Here is a 20,135-nt window from a genome sequence, read left to right as displayed (position 1 = left end):
GCTCAGCGCACCACCAGGGTCGCGGGGGACGGTTCTTCGAGTCGTACCGAGGCCGCGTGCTCGCCCAGCAGAAAGCCGCGCAAGGTGTACGGCGCCGGGCAGGGCGCGGCCGGCAACTCCTGCTCCACCGTGCCGAGGCGCAGCAGGTCGGTGCCGGGGATCCGCAGCAGAGTGGTGCCGTCGGCCGCGCTGCGCGGCCGGAGCGTGCCGCTGCGGGCGACACACACGAACTCGGGGGCGTCGCGGCCGTCGCCGCCCTCCGGCGCGGACAGGGTGACCCGCAGCAGGGTACGGCCCCGCCCGAGCAACCGGCGTGGCGCGCGCACCAGTTGATAGCCGATGGCCGTGTCGGGCGGCAGCAGCGCCTCGGCCGCGTCCGGCGCCACGACGACCGCTCCGGGCACCTGGGGAGCGGCGGCGGCCCGGATCCGTACGGCCTGCGGTCCCACGGACAGGCGCAGCCCGCCGCGCCGGTAGGCGTGCGCGGTGACACTGCGCTCACCGGTGTCCCAACTCACCCTGAGATGACCGGTGTCGTCGGGCCAGTCCACCGTGACCTCCGCCTCCCCGCCAGGCAGCCGCCGGGCCGCGAGCCCGGTCACCGGACGGAGCACCTCGACCTCCACCGTGGGACCCGCCAGTGCCCGCTCACCGAGCACGGCGACGGCGGCGACCCGGACGTGCAGGCCGGGCGGCGGACGCCGGGCCCCGTCCCGCTCGGGCCAGCCGAGCCCGGCCGGCAGCTCCCGCGTGCGCAGTTCGACGCCGGGGGCCGGGGCCTCGCCGGGCCACTCCACCAGCCGTACGTCCGCGTCCTCGGCCCCCGTCCAGGCGAACCGGACGGCGTCGCCCTCGGGTTGTGCGGTGAGGGTGCGGACGGGGGAGGGCCAGGGGTGGACGGTGCGGGTGGCGCGGACGCCGGGGGAGGTGACCGGCTGTCCGTCGGGGGCTCGGTAGTGGCAGACGACGCGGATGCCGTGGCTGCCGGTCGGCAGGCCCTTCGCGGTGAACCCGTCCTGGCGGCAGCTCAGTTGCTCGACCGTGCCGTCAGGACCGGTGCGCTCGACCGTGACGTCCGTGGCACCCGGTGGCCGCTCCCAGGAACCCTCGATCCGCTCCGGCCCGTCCGTCACCGAGAGCCCGCCCACCTCGGGGGTGACGAGCAACTGGTGCGACACGAGCGGCGGGCCGTCCACGAGCCCGTCGCGCAGGGGGAGGGCGGCGTAGCGGACCGGGCTCCCGAGCACGAGCGCCTCATCGCGCGCCGACACCTCACGCACGGTCGGCGCGCCCTGCTCGTCGCGGTGCAGGCACAGCAGGCGCCAGTCGCGGCCCGCGTCGTCCTCGTCCCACGTCAACTCGACGTGATCCAGACCGAGTTCGGCACGCAGCGGCGCCCGCTCAGCGGCCCGCGGCCGACGCACCCGCACCAGCCCGCGCAACGCCCGCCGGTCGTCCGCGACTTCACGCAGGGCGCGCAGATACTCCTCACCGGCGGTTTCCGCGTCCCGGTCGTCCTCGGCCCGCCGCGCCGCGAGCAACGCCCCGTCGACCACGGCGAACCGCGCGGCCGACTCGGCCCGCAGCGACCGTAGAGCCGGGTCGTCGGCGCCCTCCGGCAGCCGTTCCAGCAGGGTGCGGACCCGATGCAGTCGGTGCTGTTCCCAGGCTCCGGCGACGGACTCGGCGGCGTGCCGTCGGCGCTTGTCGAGGGCGGGCCGCAGTCGTGCCGCCGCCACGAGCCCGGCGAGTTCGTCGGCGTGCACCCCCAACTGGGCGGCCAGGTGCGGACGTTCCGCCACCGGCCGGTCCTGGAGCAGGCCGATCAGTTGGTAGAGCAGGACCCTGCGCACCGCCTGCGGATCACTGCGGTGCACCTCGGCCAGCAGGCCGGCGAGTGCGGCGGTCGGGGTCGGGGCGCGGGCGAGGTCCTCCAGGAACGGAAGGTCCACACGACGGCGACCGCGCGCGCCGGACGGCACGTACACCCCGTCGAGGACACCGAGCCCACCGGCGCCCGGCGGCATCAGCACCTCGCCCAAGTGCCGTAGGCCGAGCCCGTGTTGGGCGGCGAGGAGCTTGCCGTAGGACGCGACGAGCGGGCTCAGCGGCAGCCCGGACAGCGCTCGGGGCAGCCCCAAGTGATGCCCGAAGTCCCGACCCGCCACGTGTACTGCTCCCCCGCTAGCTCCGCGAGGAACCATCCCAGCAGATCCAGGGCCCGAGGGAGACCCTTTTTCGGGAATCGGGGCAGGTGGGAACCGTGAAGGTCTCAGGCGCCGACGGTCACGAGGGCCGGGGTCAGGGCTGCGTCGTAGCGCTCCAGGAGAACCCGCGCCACCTCCGGTGCGGGGCCCAGCACATCGGCGAGGACGTCCGCTTCGGCCGCGCCCCGCGCGATGCGGTCGGGGAGGAAACCGGGCGCGAGGACATACGGCGCGACCGCGACGCGTGCGCAGCCCAGGGCCCGCAGTTCGCGGACCGCGTCCTCGGTGCGGGGCAGGGCCGCCGACGCGAACGCGGGGCGCACCGCGCACCAACCGGTGTCCCACCACTGCCGGGCGAGGTCGGCGATCACCGCGATCGCCTCCGGGTCGGTGGACCCCGCCGAGGCCAGGACGACCCCGGTCGAGGACTTGTCGGCGGACGTCAACCCGGCCTCGTAGAGCCGCCGTTCGAGGGCCCGCACCAACAGTGGCGACGGGCCAAGGACCTCTGCCTGCCTGATCCGCAGCTGCGGCGGTGCGGCGGCGAGGACCGCGGGGATGTCCGCCTTCGCGTGGAACGCGCGGGTCAGGAGCAGCGGGAGCGCCACGACGTCCCGCACGCCCTCCGCCGCCAGCGACGCCAAGACCCCGTGTACGGAAGGGATGTTGAAGTCCAGGAAGCCGACCTCCACGCGCAGCCCGGGCCGCCGCGACCGTACCCGCCGCACGAGGGCGTGGACGGTCGCGGCGTGCCGCGGATCGCGGCTGCCGTGGGCGATGACGAGGAGGACCGGCCTCTGGTGCATGGGATCAGCTCAGCTCTTCACCAGCAGACCCCGGCTGCGCAGCACCCAGCGCTCCACCGGGCTGAAGAGCAGCAGGTCGATGGCGATACCGACGAACAGGATCAGGACGATCGCCTCGAACACCATCGCCATGTCGCTGGCGGTACGGCCGTTCTCCAGCAACTGGCCCAGACCCACGCCGAGATCGGGGAAGCTCGCGATGATCTCCGCCGCCATCAGGGAGCGCCACGAGAACGCCCAGCCCTGCTTCAGACCCGCCACATAGCCGGGGAGCGCCGCCGGCAGGGTGACGTGCCAGATGCCCTTGACGCCGGTCGCGCCCATCGTGCGGCCCGCCCGCAGGAACAGCGGCGGCACCTGGTCGACGCCGGACACCAGGCCGTTGGCGATCGAGGGGACCGCGCCGAGCAGGATCACCGTGTACATCATCGAGTTGTTCAGGCCCAGCCAGATCACGGCCGGCGGCACCCAGGCCACCGACGGCAGCGACTGGAGTCCGGACAGGATCGGGCCGATCGCCGCGCGGATGAACTTCACCCGCGCCACCACCAGGCCCAGCGGGGTGCCGATCAGCAGCGCGAAGAAGAAGCCCAGCAGACCGCGCGAGACGCTGGTCCAGATGTAGCCGAGCAGGTTGCCCTGCAGCCAGGCGTTCTTGAACTCGGCTCCCACGGCGCCCGGCGAGGGCAGCTTGCTCGGGTCGTCGACGATCGGGGTCAGGATGAACCAGATCACCATGACGACCGCGAGGGCGACGATCGGCGGGAAGATCTTGTTGACGAACGTCTGCCGGAAGGTCGGACGGCCCGCGACCTGATTCTCCAGAGCGTCGAGGCCGGCCTCGACGCTCCCGCCGTCCTGGACGGTCGTCGTCTCAGTGCTGGCCATGACGGCGGATCTCCCCACGCAGTACATCGGTGATCTCAAGGGACAGTTCGGCCACGGGCGCGTCCTCGATGCGGCGCGGCTGCGGAATGCCGACCGTCCACTCGCGGGCAATCCGGCCGGGTCGCGAGGACAGCAGGATGACCCGCTGGGCGAGCCGTACCGCCTCCCGCACGTTGTGCGTGACGAACAGGACGGAGAGTCCCGTCTCGCCCCAGATACGGGTCAGTTCGTCGTGCAGGACGTCCCGCGTGATGGCGTCCAGCGCCGCGAACGGCTCGTCCATCAGCAGGATCCGGCTCTCCTGGGCGAGCGCACGGGCCATGGCGACACGCTGGCGCATACCGCCGGACAGTTCGTGCACGCGCTTGCCGTACGAGCCCTGCAGCCGGACCAGTTCGAGCAGCTCCTCGGTCCTGCCGCGCCGCTCGTCCTTCGGAACTCCCCTGAGTTTCAGGGCGAGTTCGATGTTCTTGCCCGCGGTCAGCCACGGGAACAGGGCGTGCTCCTGGAACATCAGCGCGGGGCGGCCGTCCGTCGTGATGGACCCGGCGGTGGGCTTGTCGAGGCCCGCCACCAGGTTCAGCAGGGTGGACTTGCCGCAGCCCGAGGCCCCCAGGAGGGTGACGAACTCGCCCGGCGCGACATCGATGGTGATGTCGTCCAGGACGAGCTGCTGCCCACCCGGTGTCGCGAAGGACTTCGAGACATGCTCAAGGCGTGCCGCGTACTCGACCGACGCGGTGGTCTCCTTGGCGAACGTCGTGGCCATGGTCGTCACCTCCTGGGAAGTCATCGGGTTCCCTCGATCAGCTCGTGCCGAGGCCGGCGGCGTCGACCGTGCTGTCGCCGTCCGCCTTGAGGACCTTGTTGAGGAGCGTGAGGTCGTAGATGCCCTTCAGATCGGGCTTCTCCAGCAGACCGGCCTTCACCGCGTGCTGCGCCTCGGAGTTGAGGGTGGCGGCCAGCGGGTCGTTGGTGAACTGGATCGAACTCCACGCCGGGTCCAGGACGTTGGCGGGCAGCGCCTTGCCGGAGTCGGCCTCCAGCTGCTTGTTCGCCGCGGCCTTCGCCTCCGTCGGGTTGGCGTTGATCCACTTGTTGGCCGCGACCGAGCCCTTCAGGACGGCCTCGACGACCTTCGGGTGCGCCTTGAGGAACTTCTGCGACACGATGATGTTCGTGATCACGAACTTCTTGTCGGGCCACAGCGTCGACTCGTCGAGCAGCACCTTGCCGCCCTCGGCCACCAGCTTCGACGCGGTCGGCTCCGGCACCCAGGCGCCGTCGATGGAACCGGCCTTGAAGGCGTCCGGGGTGATCTTGTTGTCGGTACGGACGACGGTCACATCGCCCTTGCCGCTCTGCGCGTCGACCTTCCAGCCCTGGTCCGCGATCCAGTTGAGGAACGCCACGTCCTGCGTGTTGCCCAGCTGAGGCGTCGCGATCTTCTTGCCCTTGACGTCCGCGAGCGACTTGATCTTCTTCGGGTTGACGACCAACTTCACGCCGCCCGACGCCGAACCGCCGATGATCTTCAGGCTCTTGCCGTCGGACTTGGTGTAGCCGTTGATCGCCGGGGAGGGGCCGATCCAGCCGATGTCGATGGAGTTCGAGTTGAGCGCCTCGATCTCGGACGGGCCGGCGTTGAAGGTCGCGTAGGACGCCTTGGTCGCGCCCAACGCCTTCTGGAAGAAGCCCTGTTCACGGCCGACCAGCGCGGTTCCGTGGGTCAGGTTGCCGAAGTAGCCGATCTTCACGGTGTCGAGACCCTCGATCTTCGAGGACCCGGCGGCGACCTTTTCCTTCGTGTTGGTGCTCTTCGAGTCCGACCCGTAACCGCAGGCGGCGAGGGTGAGCAGCGGGAGCGCGGCGATCACGGCTATGCCGCGACGCAGGTATGTCGAGCGGTTGGCAGGCACGGGAGGTGTTCCTCTCGTTGGCCCGGCGGTCACGGTCTCAGGTCGTGGCCGGGAGGTCGGCAGGTCTTCGTTTTCGTCGCGTCCGGGACGGCGGGTGGGGGGACGGGGCGCGCAGGCAGTGCGCGTACGTCAGCCCGCACATCGCGCCACTCCGCCCTGCCCGCTGCCGAGGGCGCCGCTGCCGACGCGGCCGCCCTCCTTCGCGAACGTGGAGTAGAAGTCCATGGACGTCATGTCAGAAGTCCCAACCGTCCTCGTCCGACGCGTCCTTGACCGGCTCCGGCGCCGCGAACGACTCGCCGACCATGCCGGCGGTGAGCGTGGTGCCGTCCGCCGGGTCGATCAGGATGAACGAGCCCGTACGGCGCGAGTCGGCGTACGAGTCGACCGGCAGCGGCTCCGCGGTGCGGATCTTCACCCGGCCGATGTCGTTGGCGACGAGCTGTCCCGGATGCGGGTGCAGGGACAGGTCGTCGAGCGTGAGCCGGGACGGGATGTCCTTGACGATCGCCTTGACCGTGCGGGTGCCGTGCTTGAGGAGCACCCGGTGGCCCACGGTCAGCGGCGCGTCGGCGACATGGCAGACGGTCGCCTCGATGTCCTGCGTGGTCGCCGGGGCGTCCTTGCTGGGCACGATGAGGTCGCCGCGGGAGACGTCGATGTCGTCCTCCAGGAGGACGGTCACCGACTGCGTGGTCCAGGCGGTCCTGACCGGCTTGCCGAGCAGGTCGATGCCGGAGATCTTCGTGGCACGCCCGGACGGCAGGATCGTCACGGCGTCGCCGACGCGGAACGTACCGGCCGCGATCTGACCCGCGTACCCCCGGTAGTCGGGGTGTTCGGCGTTCTGCGGCCGGATCACGTACTGCACGGGCAGCCGCGCGTGGCAGTGCGCCAGGTCGTGGCTGACCGGCACCGACTCCAGGTGCTCCAGGAAGGTCGGCCCGCCGTACCAGTCCATGTTCGCGGACGGGTCCACCACGTTGTCGCCGGCCAGCGCCGAGATGGGGATCGCGGTGATCTCCGGGACGCCCAGCTCGCTCGCGTACGCCGTGAACTCCTCGGCGATGGCGGCGAACACGGTCTCCTTGTACTCGACGAGGTCCATCTTGTTGACCGCGAGCACCACGTGCGGGACACGCAGCAGCGCGGCGATCGCGGCATGGCGCCGGGTCTGCTCGACGACACCGTTGCGGGCGTCGACGAGGATCACCGTCAGCTCGGCCGTGGAGGCACCCGTCACCATGTTGCGGGTGTACTGCACGTGACCGGGCGTGTCGGCGAGGATGAACCGGCGCCGCGGCGTGGCGAAGTAGCGGTACGCCACGTCGATCGTGATGCCCTGCTCCCGCTCGGCCCGCAGGCCGTCGGTGAGCAGCGCGAGGTCGGGACCGTCCTGGCCGCGGTCGGCCGACACCCGCTGCACGGCTTCGAGTTGGTCGGTCAGCACCGACTTGGAGTCGTGCAACAGCCGTCCTACGAGCGTGGACTTGCCGTCGTCGACGGAGCCCGCCGTGGCGAACCGCAGCAGCGTGGTGGAGATGAGTTCCTCGGTCGTGATGGTGCTCATGGTTAGAAGTACCCCTCGCGCTTGCGGTCTTCCATCGCGGCCTCGGACATCTTGTCGTCGGCACGCGTCGCGCCCCGCTCGGTCAGCCGGGAGGCGGCGATCTCGGTGATGACCTGCTCCAGCGTCACCGCGTCGGAGTCGACAGCCCCGGTGCAGGACATGTCGCCCACGGTCCGGTACCGGATGAGCCGCTTCTCGACCGTCTCGGTCTCCTTCGGCCCGCCCCACTCACCGGCGGTCAGCCACATGCCGTCACGCGCGAACACCTCACGCTCGTGCGCGAAGTAGATCTCGGGCAGCACGATGCCCTCGCGGGCGATGTACTGCCAGACGTCCAGCTCGGTCCAGTTGGACAGCGGGAACACCCGGACGTGTTCACCGGCCGCGTGCCGCCCGTTGTACAGGTTCCACAGCTCGGGCCGCTGCCGTCGCGGGTCCCACTGCGAGAACTCGTCGCGAAGACTGAACACCCGCTCCTTGGCGCGGGCCTTCTCCTCGTCCCTACGTCCGCCGCCGAAGACCGCGTCGAACTTCTCGCTCTGGATCTTCTCGGTGAGTGGCAGGGTCTGGAGCGGGTTGCGGGTCCCGTCGGGACGTTCGCGCAGCACACCACGGTCGATGTAGTCCTGTACGGAGGCCACATGGAGGCGGAGCCCATGTGCGGCGACCACACGGTCCCGGTACTCAAGGACTTCGGGGAAGTTGTGTCCCGTGTCCACATGCAGCAGCGTGAAGGGCACCGGCGCGGGAGCGAACGCCTTCAGCGCGAGGTGCAGCATGACGATGGAGTCCTTGCCGCCGGAGAACAGAATCACCGGCCGCTCGAACTCACCCGCCACCTCACGGAAGATGTGCACCGCCTCGGACTCAAGAGCGTCCAGGTGCGAGAGGGCGTACGGCGTGTCCGTACCCTCGTCGGCCTTGGCAACGGTCGTCGTCATGCCAGTCCCCTCTCGGTGAGCAGCGCGTGGACAGCCGCCGCCGACTCCTGCACGGTCTGGTGCTGCGACTCGATCCGCAGGTCGGGCGACTCGGGCTCCTCGTACGGGTCGTCGACCCCGGTGAGCCCGGTCAGTTCACCGGCGGCCTGCTTGGCGTAGAGACCCTTCACATCGCGTACGGAGCACACGTCGACCGGGGTCGCCACATGCACCTCGACGTAGGCGGCGCCGCTCTCCTGGTGCCGCTTGCGGACGGCCTCGCGGCTGTCGGCGTACGGCGCGATGACCGGGACGAGCGCCAGGACACCGTTACGGGCGAGCAGTTCGGCGAGGAAGCCGATGCGCTGCACGTTGGTGTGCCGGTCCTCGCGGCTGAAGCCGAGGCCCGCCGAGATGAACTCGCGGATCTCGTCGCCGTCGAGCACCTCGACGAGCTGGCCCTTCTCGCGCAGCCGGCCGGCCAGCTCGTACGCGATGGTGGTCTTGCCGGCACTCGGCAGTCCGGTGAGCCAGACGGTGGCTCCGGTCGTCACGTGCAACTCCTTCTCGGTGATGGTCACTCGTGCAGCCCGCACTCGGTCTTCCCGCGCCCCGCCCAGCGGCCGGCGCGTGCGTCCTCGCCCGCCAGGACCCGGCGGGTGCAGGGCGCGCAGCCGACGGACGCGTAGCCGTCCATCAGCAACGGGTTGGTCAGCACGCCGTGTTCGGCGACGTACGCGTCCACGTCGTCCTGGGTCCAGCGGGCGATGGGGGAGACCTTGACCTTCTGGCGCTTCTCGTCCCAGCCGACGACGGGGGTGTTCGCCCGGGTCGGGGATTCGTCGCGGCGCAGCCCGGTCGCCCAGGCCGCGTACTTGGTGAGGCCCTGCTCCAGGGGCTGCACCTTGCGGAGCTTGCAGCACAGGTCCGGGTCGCGGTCGTGCAGTCGGGGGCCGTACTCGGCGTCCTGCTCGGCGACGGTCTGGCGCGGGGTGAGCGTGATGACGTTGACGTCCATCACGGCCTCGACCGCGTCACGGGTGCCGATGGTCTCGGGGAAGTGGTAGCCGGTGTCGAGGAACACCACGTCGACGCCGGGCATCGCGCGGGAGGCGAGGTGGGCCACCACCGCGTCCTCCATCGAGGAGGTCACGCAGAACTGCTTGCCGAAGGTCCGAGCCGCCCACTGGAGGATCTCCAGCGCGGAGGCGTCCTCCAGGTCACGGCCCGCCTGCTCGGCGAGGGCTTTCAAGTCGTCGGTGGGGCGCGCTTTCTGAGTCGTCGTCATATCCCGTCATCCCCTGCTTCGGTCTGCTGGAGACCCCGGGCGAGGAGCCCGAGGAACTTCAGCTGAAAGGCCCGATTGCATGCCGCGCATTCCCATGCGCCATGGCCCTGCTCATTGGGACGCAGGTCCTCGTCACCGCAGTAGGGGCAGTAGAAGGGGGCGGCCCGCTCACTCATGAGAGGGCCTCCTCGGAGGCGCGGGTCGCCCAGACGGCGAAGCGCTCGCCGTCCTCGCGCTCCTGCTGGAACCGGGTGAGGACCCGCTCGACGTAGTCGGGCAGTTCCTCCGAAGTGACCTTCAGGCCACGGACCTTGCGGCCGAAGCCGGCCTCCAGTCCGAGCGCGCCGCCGAGGTGCACCTGGAAGCCCTCGACCTGCTCGCCCTGGTCGTTGAGGACCAACTGGCCCTTGAGGCCGATGTCCGCGACCTGGATACGGGCGCAGGCGTTCGGGCAGCCGTTGATGTTGATGGTGATCGGCTCGTCGAACTCCGGGATGCGGCGCTCCAGTTCGTCGATGAGCGTGATGCCGCGCTGCTTGGTCTCGACGATGGCGAGCTTGCAGTACTCGATGCCGGTGCAGGCCATGGTGCCGCGCCGGAAGGGGGAGGGCTTGGCGGTGAGGCCGAGCGCTTCGAGACCCTCCACCAGGGACTCGACCTGCCCCTCCTCGACATCGAGCACGATCATCTTCTGCTCGACCGTGGTGCGCAGCCGGCCCGAGCCGTGCGCCTGGGCCAGTTCGGCGATCTTCGTGAGCGTGGTGCCGTCGACGCGGCCGACGCGCGGGGCGAAACCGACGTAGAACAGGCCGTCCTGCTGGCGGTGGACGCCGACGTGGTCGCGCCAGCGGGCGACCGGCTGGTCGGGGGCCGGGCCGTCGATCAGCTTCCGCTTGAGGTAGTCGTCTTCGAGGATCTGGCGGAACTTCTCGATGCCCCAGTCGGCGACCAGGAACTTCAGGCGGGCGCGGGTGCGCAGCCGCCGGTAGCCGTGGTCGCGGAAGATCGAGATGACGCCCTCGTAGACGTCCGGGACCTCGTCCAACGGGACCCAGGCGCCGAGGCGTTGGCCGATCTTCGGGTTGGTGGAGAGGCCGCCGCCGACCCAGACGTCGAAGCCGGGGCCGTGCTCGGGGTGGTTCACGCCGACGAAGGCGATGTCGTTGATCTCGTGCGCCACGTCCAGCAGCGGCGAGCCGGAGATCGCGGACTTGAACTTGCGGGGCAGGTTCGAGAAGTCCTTGTTGCCGATGATCCGGCGGTGGATCTCGTCGATCGCCGGGGTGCCGTCGATGATCTCGTCCTCGGCGATGCCCGCGACGGGCGAGCCGAGGATCACGCGGGGCGTGTCACCGCAGGCCTCGGTGGTGGAGAGACCGACCGCCTCCAGGCGGTTCCAGATCTCGGGCACGTCCTCGATGCGGATCCAGTGGTACTGCACGTTCTGCCGGTCGGTGAGGTCGGCCGTGCCGCGCGCGAACTCCTGCGAGATCTCGCCGATCACCCGCAGCTGGTCCGTGGTGAGCCGGCCGCCGTCGATCCGGACGCGCAGCATGAAGTACTTGTCGTCCAGCTCCTCCGGCTCCAGGATCGCGGTCTTGCCGCCGTCGATCCCGGGCTTGCGCTGGGTGTACAGCCCCCACCAGCGCATACGGCCGCGCAGATCGTTCGGGTCGATCGAGTCGAACCCGCGCTTGGAGTAGATCGTCTCAATGCGTGTCCGCACATTGAGACCGTCGTCGTCCTTCTTGAACTGCTCGTTGCCGTTGAGCGGGGTGAAGTGTCCGGCTGCCCACTGACCCTCACCGCGGTGACGGCTCACCTTGCGGCGGGGCGCTGCGGCTGCAGGGTTCTCAGGGGTGGCGGCCATGGTTCTACGTCCTCCGGGACAGGCGGGTGATCGGCTCTGACCTGCGCGTACGGGCGCATGCGGGCATACGCGCGCGTCTTTGCGCAGTATGAGGCAGATACGGGGAGATCCGGCGGTGCTGCGGCTCGGCTAGACGGCCGGACAGATGGCGCTGGACATGCGGCCGAGGTCGACGTGCCGCCGACTCACCAAGGCAATTCCAGTTCCGGACATGACGGAAGCGTGTCATGGCGTTCTGGACACAGTCCAGCTTCGTCCGCCATGCGGACACCCTGGTCCCACTATGTGAGACGAGGGTGTCGTCGGTCACAAGGTACGCACGCTGTCTTGTCGGCGCAGGTCAGGCAGGGTAGGCCCCCGGCCAGGGGCCCGGGGTGGGCGCCTGCGTCACCTCCTCGACCTGCGTGTCGAAGAGCTTGAAGCCCCGGCGCTGATAGTTGTCCATTGCATGCACGCCGTCCAGGCTGCAGGTATGCAGCCAGACCCGCTTCGTGGGCGCCCGTCCGGGCCAGCGGTCGGCGAGGTCCCAGGCGCGGGCGGCACCGTACGCGAGCAGGTGGCCGCCGAGGCGCCGGCCGCGGAAGGCGGGGACCAGGCCGAAGTAGACGATCTCGACGACCCCGTCGTCCTGCGGCTCCAGCTCCACGTACCCGCCCGGCGTGCCCCGGTCGTACACGACCCAGGTCTCCACGCCCGGCCGGTCGAGGTGCTCCTGCCACTGCGCGAACGTCCAGTGCAGCCGGTCGATCCAGAGGATGTCCCCGCCCACGGACGCGTACAGAAAGCGGCTGAACTCGGGGGAGGGCACCTCGGAGCGGACGATCCGCACGTCCCCGTCCGGCGCGATGGCCGGAAGGAGGTCGCTCGGGTCGGTCTGCTCCAGGGACCAGGTGGTCACCGGGATGTTCGTCATGCCCGTCAGGGAATCATCCGGCCGGGGGATCTGTCGATCAGCTGATCAATTGAGCGAGCTGTCGATCGAGTTCAGCGGCAGCGCGAACAGCATCCGGCCGGACACCGACCAGACCTCGCCCGTCTCCTGCCAGTAGGAGAGGGAATCGGACTGCGTGCTCCAGCACCGGTGCGTCTCGTCGGCCCCGCACTCGGTGGCCTTCGCGCCGCCGGTGTTCTGGCGCCACATCGAGCCGCGCTCGCTCTCCGACCCGGCCGCGCCGCCCAGGTACCAGGCGGACCGGTTCGCGAGCACGCCCCCGGTACCGCTGACCTTCGTCGCGTACGCCTCCTCGGGCACCGCGCGCCCCGCCGAGTCGGTGGCGAGCAGCCCCGGCCGCGTGGGATCCAGGCTGAAGGGGTAGCGCCACAGGCGCTTCGCTCCGCTCGCGACCAGACTGTCCGGGACCGTGCTGCGGTCCAGGGAGAGGCCCACGGGCCGTACGGCCGACGTGCCGCCGGTCAGCCGGTACGACCCGACCGCGGGCAGTACGTACCGGTACCCTGCCGCCGACCAGCCGTCACGCACCCGGCCGACCGCACCGGCCGTCACGGTGGCGCGCTGGATGCGGTTCATGTCGTACACGTAGAGGGCGTCGCGGGTCCCGCTCGTGGTGGTGACCAGGAGTTTGTCCTCGTACCAGACCATGCCGGAGACCTTCGAGACGAGCCCGCGGTAGTCGCGTCCGCCGTCCGTCGGTACGGCGAGGAGGGCCCAGGTGTAGGTCAGGTGGGCGGGGTCGGCGGCGTTCACGAAGGCGACCTTGGCCAGGCCGCGGGTGTTCGCGGTCCAGCCGGAGAGGATCACCCGGTTCGAACCCCACCAGCCGTCCTCGTCGGCGTCGCCCGAGGTGGTCACCGCGCGGGGTGTCCAGGCGGGGTCGGCCGCGTCGCCGCTGTCCCAGCAGTACGCGCGCGTGGCCGCCGGTGCGACGGGCAGCGCCGTCTTCTCGTCGGCCGTGCAGTCCGCGGCGTCGCGCAGGGTGTGATCGGCGCTCTTCAGGACGGTGTCGACGCCCACCGGGCGGCCCATCGCCGAGGCGAGCCGGTCCAGGGACTGCTGTGGCTCCAGAGTCTCCCGCAACCGCAACGCGCCCAGATCGGAGGCCGCGGTGAGCGGCTTCAGCGCCCCGGGATCGGAACCGACCGTCGCCTGCGAGGCGCTGATCATCGTCGCCGCGGCGGTGAGGCCGAGGGCGGCCCCGGTCAGCACGGCGCGCAGCGCCCTGCCCCGCTTGCGCCGGCGGTGTCGCCCACGTGCACTCATAGTGTCCTCCCGAGGCGAGCCAACTGCGCCTGGTGATCCGTGCGTTGACCAGGGAGCAGGTGGGGTGGCCCGTAGGGGGATGCTACGGCAGTCGTGGCCGCCCCATGGGTAAGACCCTGCAAATATGCGGAAGATGCTGCCGGACGTGTCTTTTGCGCCACCTGTCCGCTACGGCACCCGGACCGACGTCCGCCCCCCGGCCACCCCCGGCGCCGTGGAGTGCGGCAGCAGCTCGCGCGGGTCGTCCGGCAGCAGCGCCTCGACCTCCGCGTCCTCGCGGAAGCGGTACGGACGGTGCTCCAGGAACGCCCCGAGATAGCGCCGTACCCGCGACATCTCCGCGCGGACCGTCACCGTGCGGCCCGGGTCGCCGAACATGTCCTCTGCCAGGGCCGCGGCGCTGCGGCCGGTGCGGTGCAGGGCCAGGAGGTAGAGCAACTCGGCGTGCCGGGGGCTCAGTTCGTGGGTCCAGGAGCCGGCGCTGCCGGAGACGGTCACCGACCAGCGGCGCGGCAGCGCGAGGTCGAGGACGATCCGGGTGGCGGCGCCCGTCACCGGTTCGTCCCCGGCACGGATCAACCAGCCCCCGGCCAGCGGCTCCAGCGAGCACAGCCCGAGCGAGGGCAGCCAACGGCGGCCCCCGGAAGGCGACTTGGGCAACGCGACCCGCCTCACGTACGGCATTCCGGTGACCGCGGCCGTCCAGCCGTCCCGGTCCACCACCAGGGCCCGGCCGCCGATCCGGGGCAGGATCGGCGCCGCCACCGCGCGCAGCCGCTCCAGCGAGGTCAGGTGCAGCTCCCGCAGCCGGGCCTCGGCGAGCTTGGCCACCGAGTCGACCCAGGCGAGGGTGGCCGGATGCATGGTCTCCAGCGGGCCGCTGACATCGACGACACCGATCAGCCGGCCGTCCCTGGGGTCGGTGATCGGGGCGCCCGCACAGGTGAACGCGGTCAGCGCGCGAGAGAGATGCTCACCGGCGAAGACCTGCACGGGCCGTCGTACGACCGCCGGGGTGCCCACGCCGTTGGTGCCGACGACGTCCTCGCGCCAGTCCGTGCCGACCTCGATGCCGACCTCGTCGGCCTTGCGCAGCACGGCCGCGCTGCCCTCCCGCCACAGTGCCCGGCCCTCGTCGTCCGCGATCAGCACGATGTGGTGCGCGGCGTCCGCGACCGACACCAGGCCCTCCCGCAGCACCGGCAGGACGTGCCGCAACGGGCTGGTGCCGCGCCGCCGTTCCACCTCCTCGCGGGAGAGCAGCCCGGTCCGCAGATCGTGGTCGGGGTGGGTCCCGCCGCGTAACGCGCGCTCCCAGGACTCCTCGATCACCGGGCGCGGTGCGGTGCGGGCGCGCTGTCCGGAGAGCGTGGTGTGCCGGGCGTCGTTCAACATCCGTGCCGTCCGCGCGGCGTCGACGGTGGCGCGCTGCGACAGGCCGGCCGGCGGGTTCGCCATGGGTCCTTCTCTCCGGTCCCGTATCGACTGTTGTTCTCATAGTGCCGCTCCGCGGTGACGGAGGGAGACAGTCCGGACACAGTGGCCATCAAGTTGCAACCCTCTGCAACCCTGGTGAACAGCCGTACGGTGTCTGAAACTTGTCCCACGCTGCGAGGGTGGTGCCGTGTCGGCGCAGCACCACCCTCGCGATGTACCGGTGCTGCTCAGGCCGTCGGCCGGGCGCGTTCCACGATCGACGTGAGGTCCAGGGTCGGCGGGAGGGTGCCGAAGGCCGCACCCCAGTCGCCGCCCAGCCGGGAGGCGCAGAACGCGTCGGCGACCTCCGGTGGCGCGTGCTGCACGAGCAGCGCCCCCTGGAGGACGAGCGCCATCCGCTCGACCAGGCGCCGGGCGCGGCCCTCGATGCCCTCCAGGTCGGCGAGTTCGACGAGCAGGTTCTTCATGGCCCCGTCCAGCCGGTGATCGGCGCCGCGCACCCGGCCGACCTCGATCAGGAAGGCGTTCAGTGCCTGCGGTTCGCGTTGCAGCGCGCGCAGTACGTCGAGGGCCTGGATGTTCCCGGCGCCCTCCCAGATCGAGTTGAGCGGTGACTCCCGTACCAGGCGCGGCAGTCCGGACTCCTCCACGTACCCGTTGCCGCCGAGGCACTCGGCCGCCTCGACCGCGACCGGTGAACAGCGCTTGGTCACCCAGTACTTGGCGGCCGGGACCGCCAACCGCAGGAAGGCCAGCTCCTGTTCACCACCGTCGTCGTAGGCGGCCGCGAGTCGCAGCGCGAGCGTGGTGGCCGCCTCCGACTCCAGGGCGAGATCGGCCAGCACATTGCGCATCAACGGCTTGTCCATGAGCGTGCCGCCGAACGCCTCGCGGTGGGCGGTGTGATGGACGGCCTGCGCGACCGCCTGCCGTATCAGCCCGGCCGAGCCCAGCACACAGTCGAGCCGGGTCGCCGCGACCATCCCGATGATGGTCCGTACGCCGTCCCCCTCGTCGCCGACCCGGCGCGCCCAGGTCCCGTCGAACTCGACCTCGGCGGAGGCGTTCGACCGGTTGCCCAGCTTGTCCTTGAGCCGCTGGAGGAGGAACACGTTGCGGGTGCCGTCCGCCAGCACTCGGGGGACCAGGAAACAGGTGAGCCCGCCGGGTGCCTGCGCCAGCACGAGGAAACCGTCGGACATGGGTGCCGAGCAGAACCACTTGTGGCCGGTCAGCTCGTACGTCCCGTCCTCGGCGAGCGGTCGCGCGGCCGTCGTGTTCGCGCGGACGTCGCTGCCGCCCTGCTTCTCCGTCATGCCCATCCCGAAGACCACCCCGGCCTTGAGGTGGGCTGGCCGCAGCTCACGGTCGTAGACCATGGACGTCAGCCGGGGCTCCCACTCGGCGGCGAGCGCCGGATCGGCGCGCAGGGCGGGCACCGCCGCGTGGGTCATCGACAGCGGGCAGACGTTGCCCGCCTCGACCTGGGTCCAGACCAGGAGTCCGGCGGCCCGGCGGACATGGCCGGCCGGGCGGTTCCAGGCGGCGGTCAGCCCGGCCGCCACACCCTTGCCGAGCAGCCGGTGCCAGGCCGGATGGAACTCGACCTCGTCGATCCGGTGGCCGTAGCGGTCGTGGGTGCGCAGGCCCGGGGGGTTGTCGTTGGCCTGCGCACCCCACTCCTGCAGCTGGGCCGAACCGGCGGAGCGGCCCAGTGCGGACAGGTCGGCCCGTACCTCGCCGAGCAGTTCGGGTGCCGTGTGCCGCTCCACCGCCGCCGTGAGGACACGGTCGGCGGTGAAGACGTCGTATCCGACCAGTGGGGGAGTCTGGTTCGTCACGGTGTGGGTGGTGCGTGCCATGGCTGGAACCTACCCGTGCGGACGGCGGTGGTCTGGATCTCCACACTGACACAGCCACCGCCGTGCACGTCAGGCCGACTGGGACATGGCCGTCAGCATCTCTCTCTCCGGTGTCTCCTCCTCCAGCCATCCCGCGCGGTACACGGTGTCCAGATAGCGTTCGCCCAGGTCAGGGGCGATGGCCACCGCGGTCGGGCCGTGTCGCCTGTCCGGCCACCCGTTCCGGGCCAGCCACTGGCCGGCCCCGCTGACGACCGTGCCGGTGGACCCCCCGAACAGGAAGCCCCGCGCGGCCAGCCGGTGGCAGGTCTGCACGGTGTCCGTCTCCTCGACGTGGACGACGTCGTCGACGTACGACTCGTCGAGGAAGGCCGACCCCACGCTGGTGCCCAGCCCCGGGATCATCCGGGGCCGCGCCTCCCCGCCGAAGGTGACCGAGCCGACGGCGTCCACGGCGACGATCCGCACCGGGCGCCGCCACTGCCAGAACCAGCGCGCGCAGCCCATCAGGGTGCCGGTGGTGCCGGCCCCGACGAACAGCACGTCCAGCTGCGGGAACCGGCGGGCGATGGCGGGTGCCGTGGTGCGGTAGTGCGCCCGCCAATTCCCCTGGTTGGTGTACTGGTTGAGCCACACGTACCGCTCGTCGGAGGCGCACAGCGCCCGCACGTACGCGATCCGGGCGCCCAGGAAGCCGCCGTGTCCGTCCGGCTGGTCGATGATGTGGACCCGGCTGCCGAGCGCCTCCATCAGCTGCACCGTGGGCAGGTTGCACCGTCTGTCGGTGATGCAGAGGAAGCCGTAACCGCGGCTCGCCGCGATCATGCTCAGTGCCACCCCCAGGTTGCCGGACGACGACTCGACGAGCACCGAGCCGGGCCGCAGGATGCCGTCCCGTTCGGCGGCGTCCACCATCTCGGTGGCGGCCTTGAGTTTGATCGAGCCGGCGAAGTTGAACCCCTCACACTTCAGATAGAGCGGCAACCCCAGTGAGGCCCGCAGATCGACGTAGAGCTCGTCCTCGTTGAACTCCGCGGGATCGGATATGACGGTCATGATTTCCCCCTAGTGGTGCGCCACGATCGCCGTCAGCCGTACCGGCGCAGCTCGTGGAAGAACCCGTCGACGACGCGCAGTTCGCCCCGTCGAGCCACTTCGTCATGGACGAACCTGCCGACCGCGAGGTCGAGCACCCCGAGGCCGAAGGGCGAGAACACCACCGTCCGGTCCGTCGGTACGGTCACCCGCCCGGTCAGCACGTCGTCCAGCGTGCCGTCGATGAACTCCCGCCCGCCGGTGGCCTGTTCGGCGAGATGCGGGGAGGTGTCGGCCTTCAGGCAGTGCTCCACGTCGTCCACGAAGTTGGCGGACGCGAGCAGGATCGCCGGATCGAGGTCCCGCAACGACACGTGCAGGACCAGCGGATGGTGGTCGAACCACGCCGGATCGTGCACATGCGGCGTGCCGGCGATCGTCGCGAAGACCAGCAGGTCGCTGGAGCGGACGAGACCTTCGGCCTTGTCGTGCACCGTGATCCGCCCCTGCGCTCCCGACCGCTCCAGATACCCCCGGAACCCCTCCGCGCTCTCCGCGGACAGGTCGTACACGCCCGTCTCCTCGAACTCCCAGCCGGTGGCGCGGAGATGGGTGTGGATGTAGCGGGCGATCAGGCCGGTGCCGAAGAACCCGACCCGCAGCGGCCGTTCGCGTCCCTGGCTGAGCCGGTCGGCCGCGAGGGCCGCCGAACTCGCCGTACGGGTGGCGCTGATCACCGAACTCTCCAGGCAGGCATACGGATAGCCGGTCTCGGGGTCGTTGAGGATCAGCACCGCCGAGGCCCTGGGCAGCCCCGACCCGGTGTTCCCCGGGAAGCTGGAGATCCACTTCAGGCCGTCCACCCGCAGTGGCCCGCCCAGTGAGGCGGGCAGCCCGATGATGCGGGACGACGGGCGGTCCGGGAAGCGCAGGAAGAACGACGGCGGGTTCACCGACTCGCCCGCGCCGTGCAGCCGGTAGGTGGCCTCCACGAGCGCGCCGATCTCGGACTCCCGCCCGGTCAGGGCCTGTTGGACCTGCTCGCCGCTGATGACCGTGAACGACGGTGTGCCGAAGTCGCTCATGCCGCCCTCACCCCTCCCGTCGGAGCGCAGTCCGTCAGCCGCACCGGGTCGCCGAGTCCGGCGAGCACCTCGCGCGGGCCCTCGAACGGGTCCCGGCCGTGCGCGGTACGGACGTTGTCCACCAGCAGCAGATCCCCGGAACGCCACGGCTCGCGCCTGACGTGTGCGTCGTAGGCCTCGTTGACGGACATCACGATGTCGGCGTCGACCGGATCGCCGTTCCCGAAGCGGGTGTTGAAGGGCAGCGCGTCGGCGCCGTAGACGTCGATCAGGTACTCGCGCACCTCGGGCTCCATCGTCCACTCGTTCAGGAACGCGATCTGGTTGAACCAGCAGCGGCGGCCGGTGACCGGGTGCCGCAGCACGGCGGCGCGGTGCTGCCGGGTGTGCAGCGAACCGTCGGACTGCCAGGCGAACTCGATGCCCTGCGTACGGCAGTAGCGCTCCACGACGGAACGGTCCTCGGTGCCGAAGGCCTCGGCGACCGACGCCCCGATCTCCTCGTGGTACGTCCGGGTCAGCAGCCAGCCCTCCCGCTCGAACCGCTCCACCAGCGGGGCGGGCAACGACGTCAGTACGGCCTCGGCGTCGGCGACCGGGGTCGCACCGCCCTCCGTCGGCGCGTCGAGGCAGGCGAAGAGCAGCAGGCCGGGGAACTCCAGGGCGTAGCTCGACTCGTGGTGCAGGCACATCGGCTGGTCGGTGGGCCACTTGGTGGCGGAGTACACGCCCTCCGCGTAGGTGCGGCGCGGCGCGAACGGTTCCCGGTCGGGCATCAGGGAGTCCGTGAGCCGCCGGAAGACGGTCTCGGCGCCGGCCGGGTCGGCGAGGCCGAGACCACGGACCAGGACGCAGCCGTGCTCGGCGACGACGGCCCGCAGCGCCGCACGGTGCCCGGCGGCCCAGCCGACCGGGTCCGAGCCGGCGTCGGCCTGCAGCAGCGGTGGACCGTCCGGACTCAGGGTGACGGCGTGGAGAAGGGTCGCGGATGAGAGCGACATCTCGGTGTTCCTTTCGGTGATGCAGTTGA

19 protein-coding genes are annotated in these 20,135 nt (G+C 70.9%); all 19 read right to left on the bottom strand.

Annotation, left to right across the window (positions count from 1 at the left end):
* Positions 1-2: 2 nt before the first annotated feature.
* The 19 genes from AB0I69_RS11000 to AB0I69_RS10910 all read right to left on the bottom strand — a co-directional run bounded on the left by AB0I69_RS11000 (position 3) and on the right by AB0I69_RS10910 (position 20,106).
* The gene (locus AB0I69_RS11000) at positions 3-2,168 is read right to left on the bottom strand and encodes a hypothetical protein (RefSeq protein ID WP_363095289.1); all 2,166 of its coding nucleotides are present in this window, start codon (positions 2,166-2,168) and stop codon (positions 3-5) included.
* Positions 2,169-2,272: 104 nt separating this feature from the next.
* On the bottom strand, positions 2,273-3,013 hold the full coding sequence (locus tag AB0I69_RS10995; RefSeq protein ID WP_363095288.1) for a sirohydrochlorin chelatase: 741 nt from the start codon (positions 3,011-3,013) through the stop codon (positions 2,273-2,275).
* A 9-nt stretch (positions 3,014-3,022) separates the two neighbouring features.
* Positions 3,023-3,901 carry an ABC transporter permease gene (locus AB0I69_RS10990; protein WP_363095287.1) on the bottom strand — a complete coding sequence of 293 codons (879 nt, stop codon included), beginning with the start codon at positions 3,899-3,901 and terminating at the stop codon, positions 3,023-3,025.
* Positions 3,888-4,694 carry an ABC transporter ATP-binding protein gene (locus AB0I69_RS10985; RefSeq protein WP_363095286.1) on the bottom strand — a complete coding sequence of 269 codons (807 nt, stop codon included), beginning with the start codon at positions 4,692-4,694 and terminating at the stop codon, positions 3,888-3,890. Before AB0I69_RS10985 ends, AB0I69_RS10990 begins: the two co-directional genes overlap by 14 nt.
* A gap of 13 nt (positions 4,695-4,707) precedes the next feature.
* Positions 4,708-5,820 carry an aliphatic sulfonate ABC transporter substrate-binding protein gene (locus tag AB0I69_RS10980; protein ID WP_363095285.1) on the bottom strand — a complete coding sequence of 371 codons (1,113 nt, stop codon included), beginning with the start codon at positions 5,818-5,820 and terminating at the stop codon, positions 4,708-4,710.
* 235 nt (positions 5,821-6,055) lie between these two features.
* Positions 6,056-7,390 carry a GTP-binding protein gene (locus tag AB0I69_RS10975; protein ID WP_363095284.1) on the bottom strand — a complete coding sequence of 445 codons (1,335 nt, stop codon included), beginning with the start codon at positions 7,388-7,390 and terminating at the stop codon, positions 6,056-6,058.
* Positions 7,391-7,392: 2 nt separating this feature from the next.
* Entirely contained in the window at positions 7,393-8,331 is a 939-nt protein-coding gene (gene cysD / locus AB0I69_RS10970) for a sulfate adenylyltransferase subunit CysD (RefSeq protein ID WP_363095283.1), read from the bottom strand.
* Positions 8,328-8,891 carry an adenylyl-sulfate kinase gene (cysC, locus tag AB0I69_RS10965; RefSeq protein WP_363095282.1) on the bottom strand — a complete coding sequence of 188 codons (564 nt, stop codon included), beginning with the start codon at positions 8,889-8,891 and terminating at the stop codon, positions 8,328-8,330. The genes cysD and cysC overlap by 4 nt, the downstream gene beginning before the upstream one ends.
* Positions 8,888-9,598: a phosphoadenylyl-sulfate reductase gene (locus AB0I69_RS10960; RefSeq protein WP_363095281.1), complete on the bottom strand. Its 711-nt coding sequence runs from the start codon at positions 9,596-9,598 to the stop codon at positions 8,888-8,890. Before AB0I69_RS10960 ends, cysC begins: the two co-directional genes overlap by 4 nt.
* Positions 9,595-9,774: a hypothetical protein gene (locus AB0I69_RS10955; protein ID WP_363095280.1), complete on the bottom strand. Its 180-nt coding sequence runs from the start codon at positions 9,772-9,774 to the stop codon at positions 9,595-9,597. Before AB0I69_RS10955 ends, AB0I69_RS10960 begins: the two co-directional genes overlap by 4 nt.
* Positions 9,771-11,468 (bottom strand): nitrite/sulfite reductase, encoded by a 1,698-nt coding sequence (locus AB0I69_RS10950; protein WP_363095279.1) that lies wholly within the window; start codon positions 11,466-11,468, stop codon positions 9,771-9,773. Before AB0I69_RS10950 ends, AB0I69_RS10955 begins: the two co-directional genes overlap by 4 nt.
* Before the next feature lie 129 nt (positions 11,469-11,597).
* Complete coding sequence (locus AB0I69_RS10945; protein WP_317774501.1) at positions 11,598-11,681, bottom strand: putative leader peptide; 84 nt, start codon at positions 11,679-11,681, stop codon at positions 11,598-11,600.
* Positions 11,682-11,808: 127 nt separating this feature from the next.
* Positions 11,809-12,381, bottom strand: coding sequence for a GNAT family N-acetyltransferase (locus AB0I69_RS10940; RefSeq protein WP_363095278.1), 573 nt, complete (start codon positions 12,379-12,381; stop codon positions 11,809-11,811).
* Between the two features lie 45 nt (positions 12,382-12,426).
* A complete protein-coding gene (locus tag AB0I69_RS10935; protein ID WP_363095277.1) occupies positions 12,427-13,686 on the bottom strand; it encodes a hypothetical protein in 1,260 nt (419 codons plus the stop codon).
* Positions 13,687-13,854: 168 nt separating this feature from the next.
* Positions 13,855-15,144, bottom strand: coding sequence for a GAF domain-containing protein (locus AB0I69_RS10930; RefSeq protein ID WP_363095276.1), 1,290 nt, complete (start codon positions 15,142-15,144; stop codon positions 13,855-13,857).
* A 206-nt stretch (positions 15,145-15,350) separates the two neighbouring features.
* A complete protein-coding gene (locus AB0I69_RS10925) occupies positions 15,351-16,985 on the bottom strand; it encodes an acyl-CoA dehydrogenase family protein (RefSeq protein WP_363095275.1) in 1,635 nt (544 codons plus the stop codon).
* Between the two features lie 69 nt (positions 16,986-17,054).
* On the bottom strand, positions 17,055-18,041 hold the full coding sequence (gene sbnA, locus AB0I69_RS10920) for a 2,3-diaminopropionate biosynthesis protein SbnA (RefSeq protein WP_363095274.1): 987 nt from the start codon (positions 18,039-18,041) through the stop codon (positions 17,055-17,057).
* Positions 18,042-18,073: 32 nt separating this feature from the next.
* Positions 18,074-19,105, bottom strand: coding sequence for a 2,3-diaminopropionate biosynthesis protein SbnB (gene sbnB / locus AB0I69_RS10915; RefSeq protein WP_363095273.1), 1,032 nt, complete (start codon positions 19,103-19,105; stop codon positions 18,074-18,076).
* Positions 19,102-20,106 carry a TauD/TfdA family dioxygenase gene (locus AB0I69_RS10910; protein ID WP_363095272.1) on the bottom strand — a complete coding sequence of 335 codons (1,005 nt, stop codon included), beginning with the start codon at positions 20,104-20,106 and terminating at the stop codon, positions 19,102-19,104. The genes sbnB and AB0I69_RS10910 overlap by 4 nt, the downstream gene beginning before the upstream one ends.
* Positions 20,107-20,135: the final 29 nt, after the last annotated feature.

The sequence above is a fragment of the Streptomyces sp. NPDC050508 genome, from assembly GCF_040655155.1.
In the GTDB taxonomy this organism is placed as follows: domain Bacteria; phylum Actinomycetota; class Actinomycetes; order Streptomycetales; family Streptomycetaceae; genus Streptomyces.
This window is presented reverse-complemented; position numbering and strand designations above follow the sequence as displayed.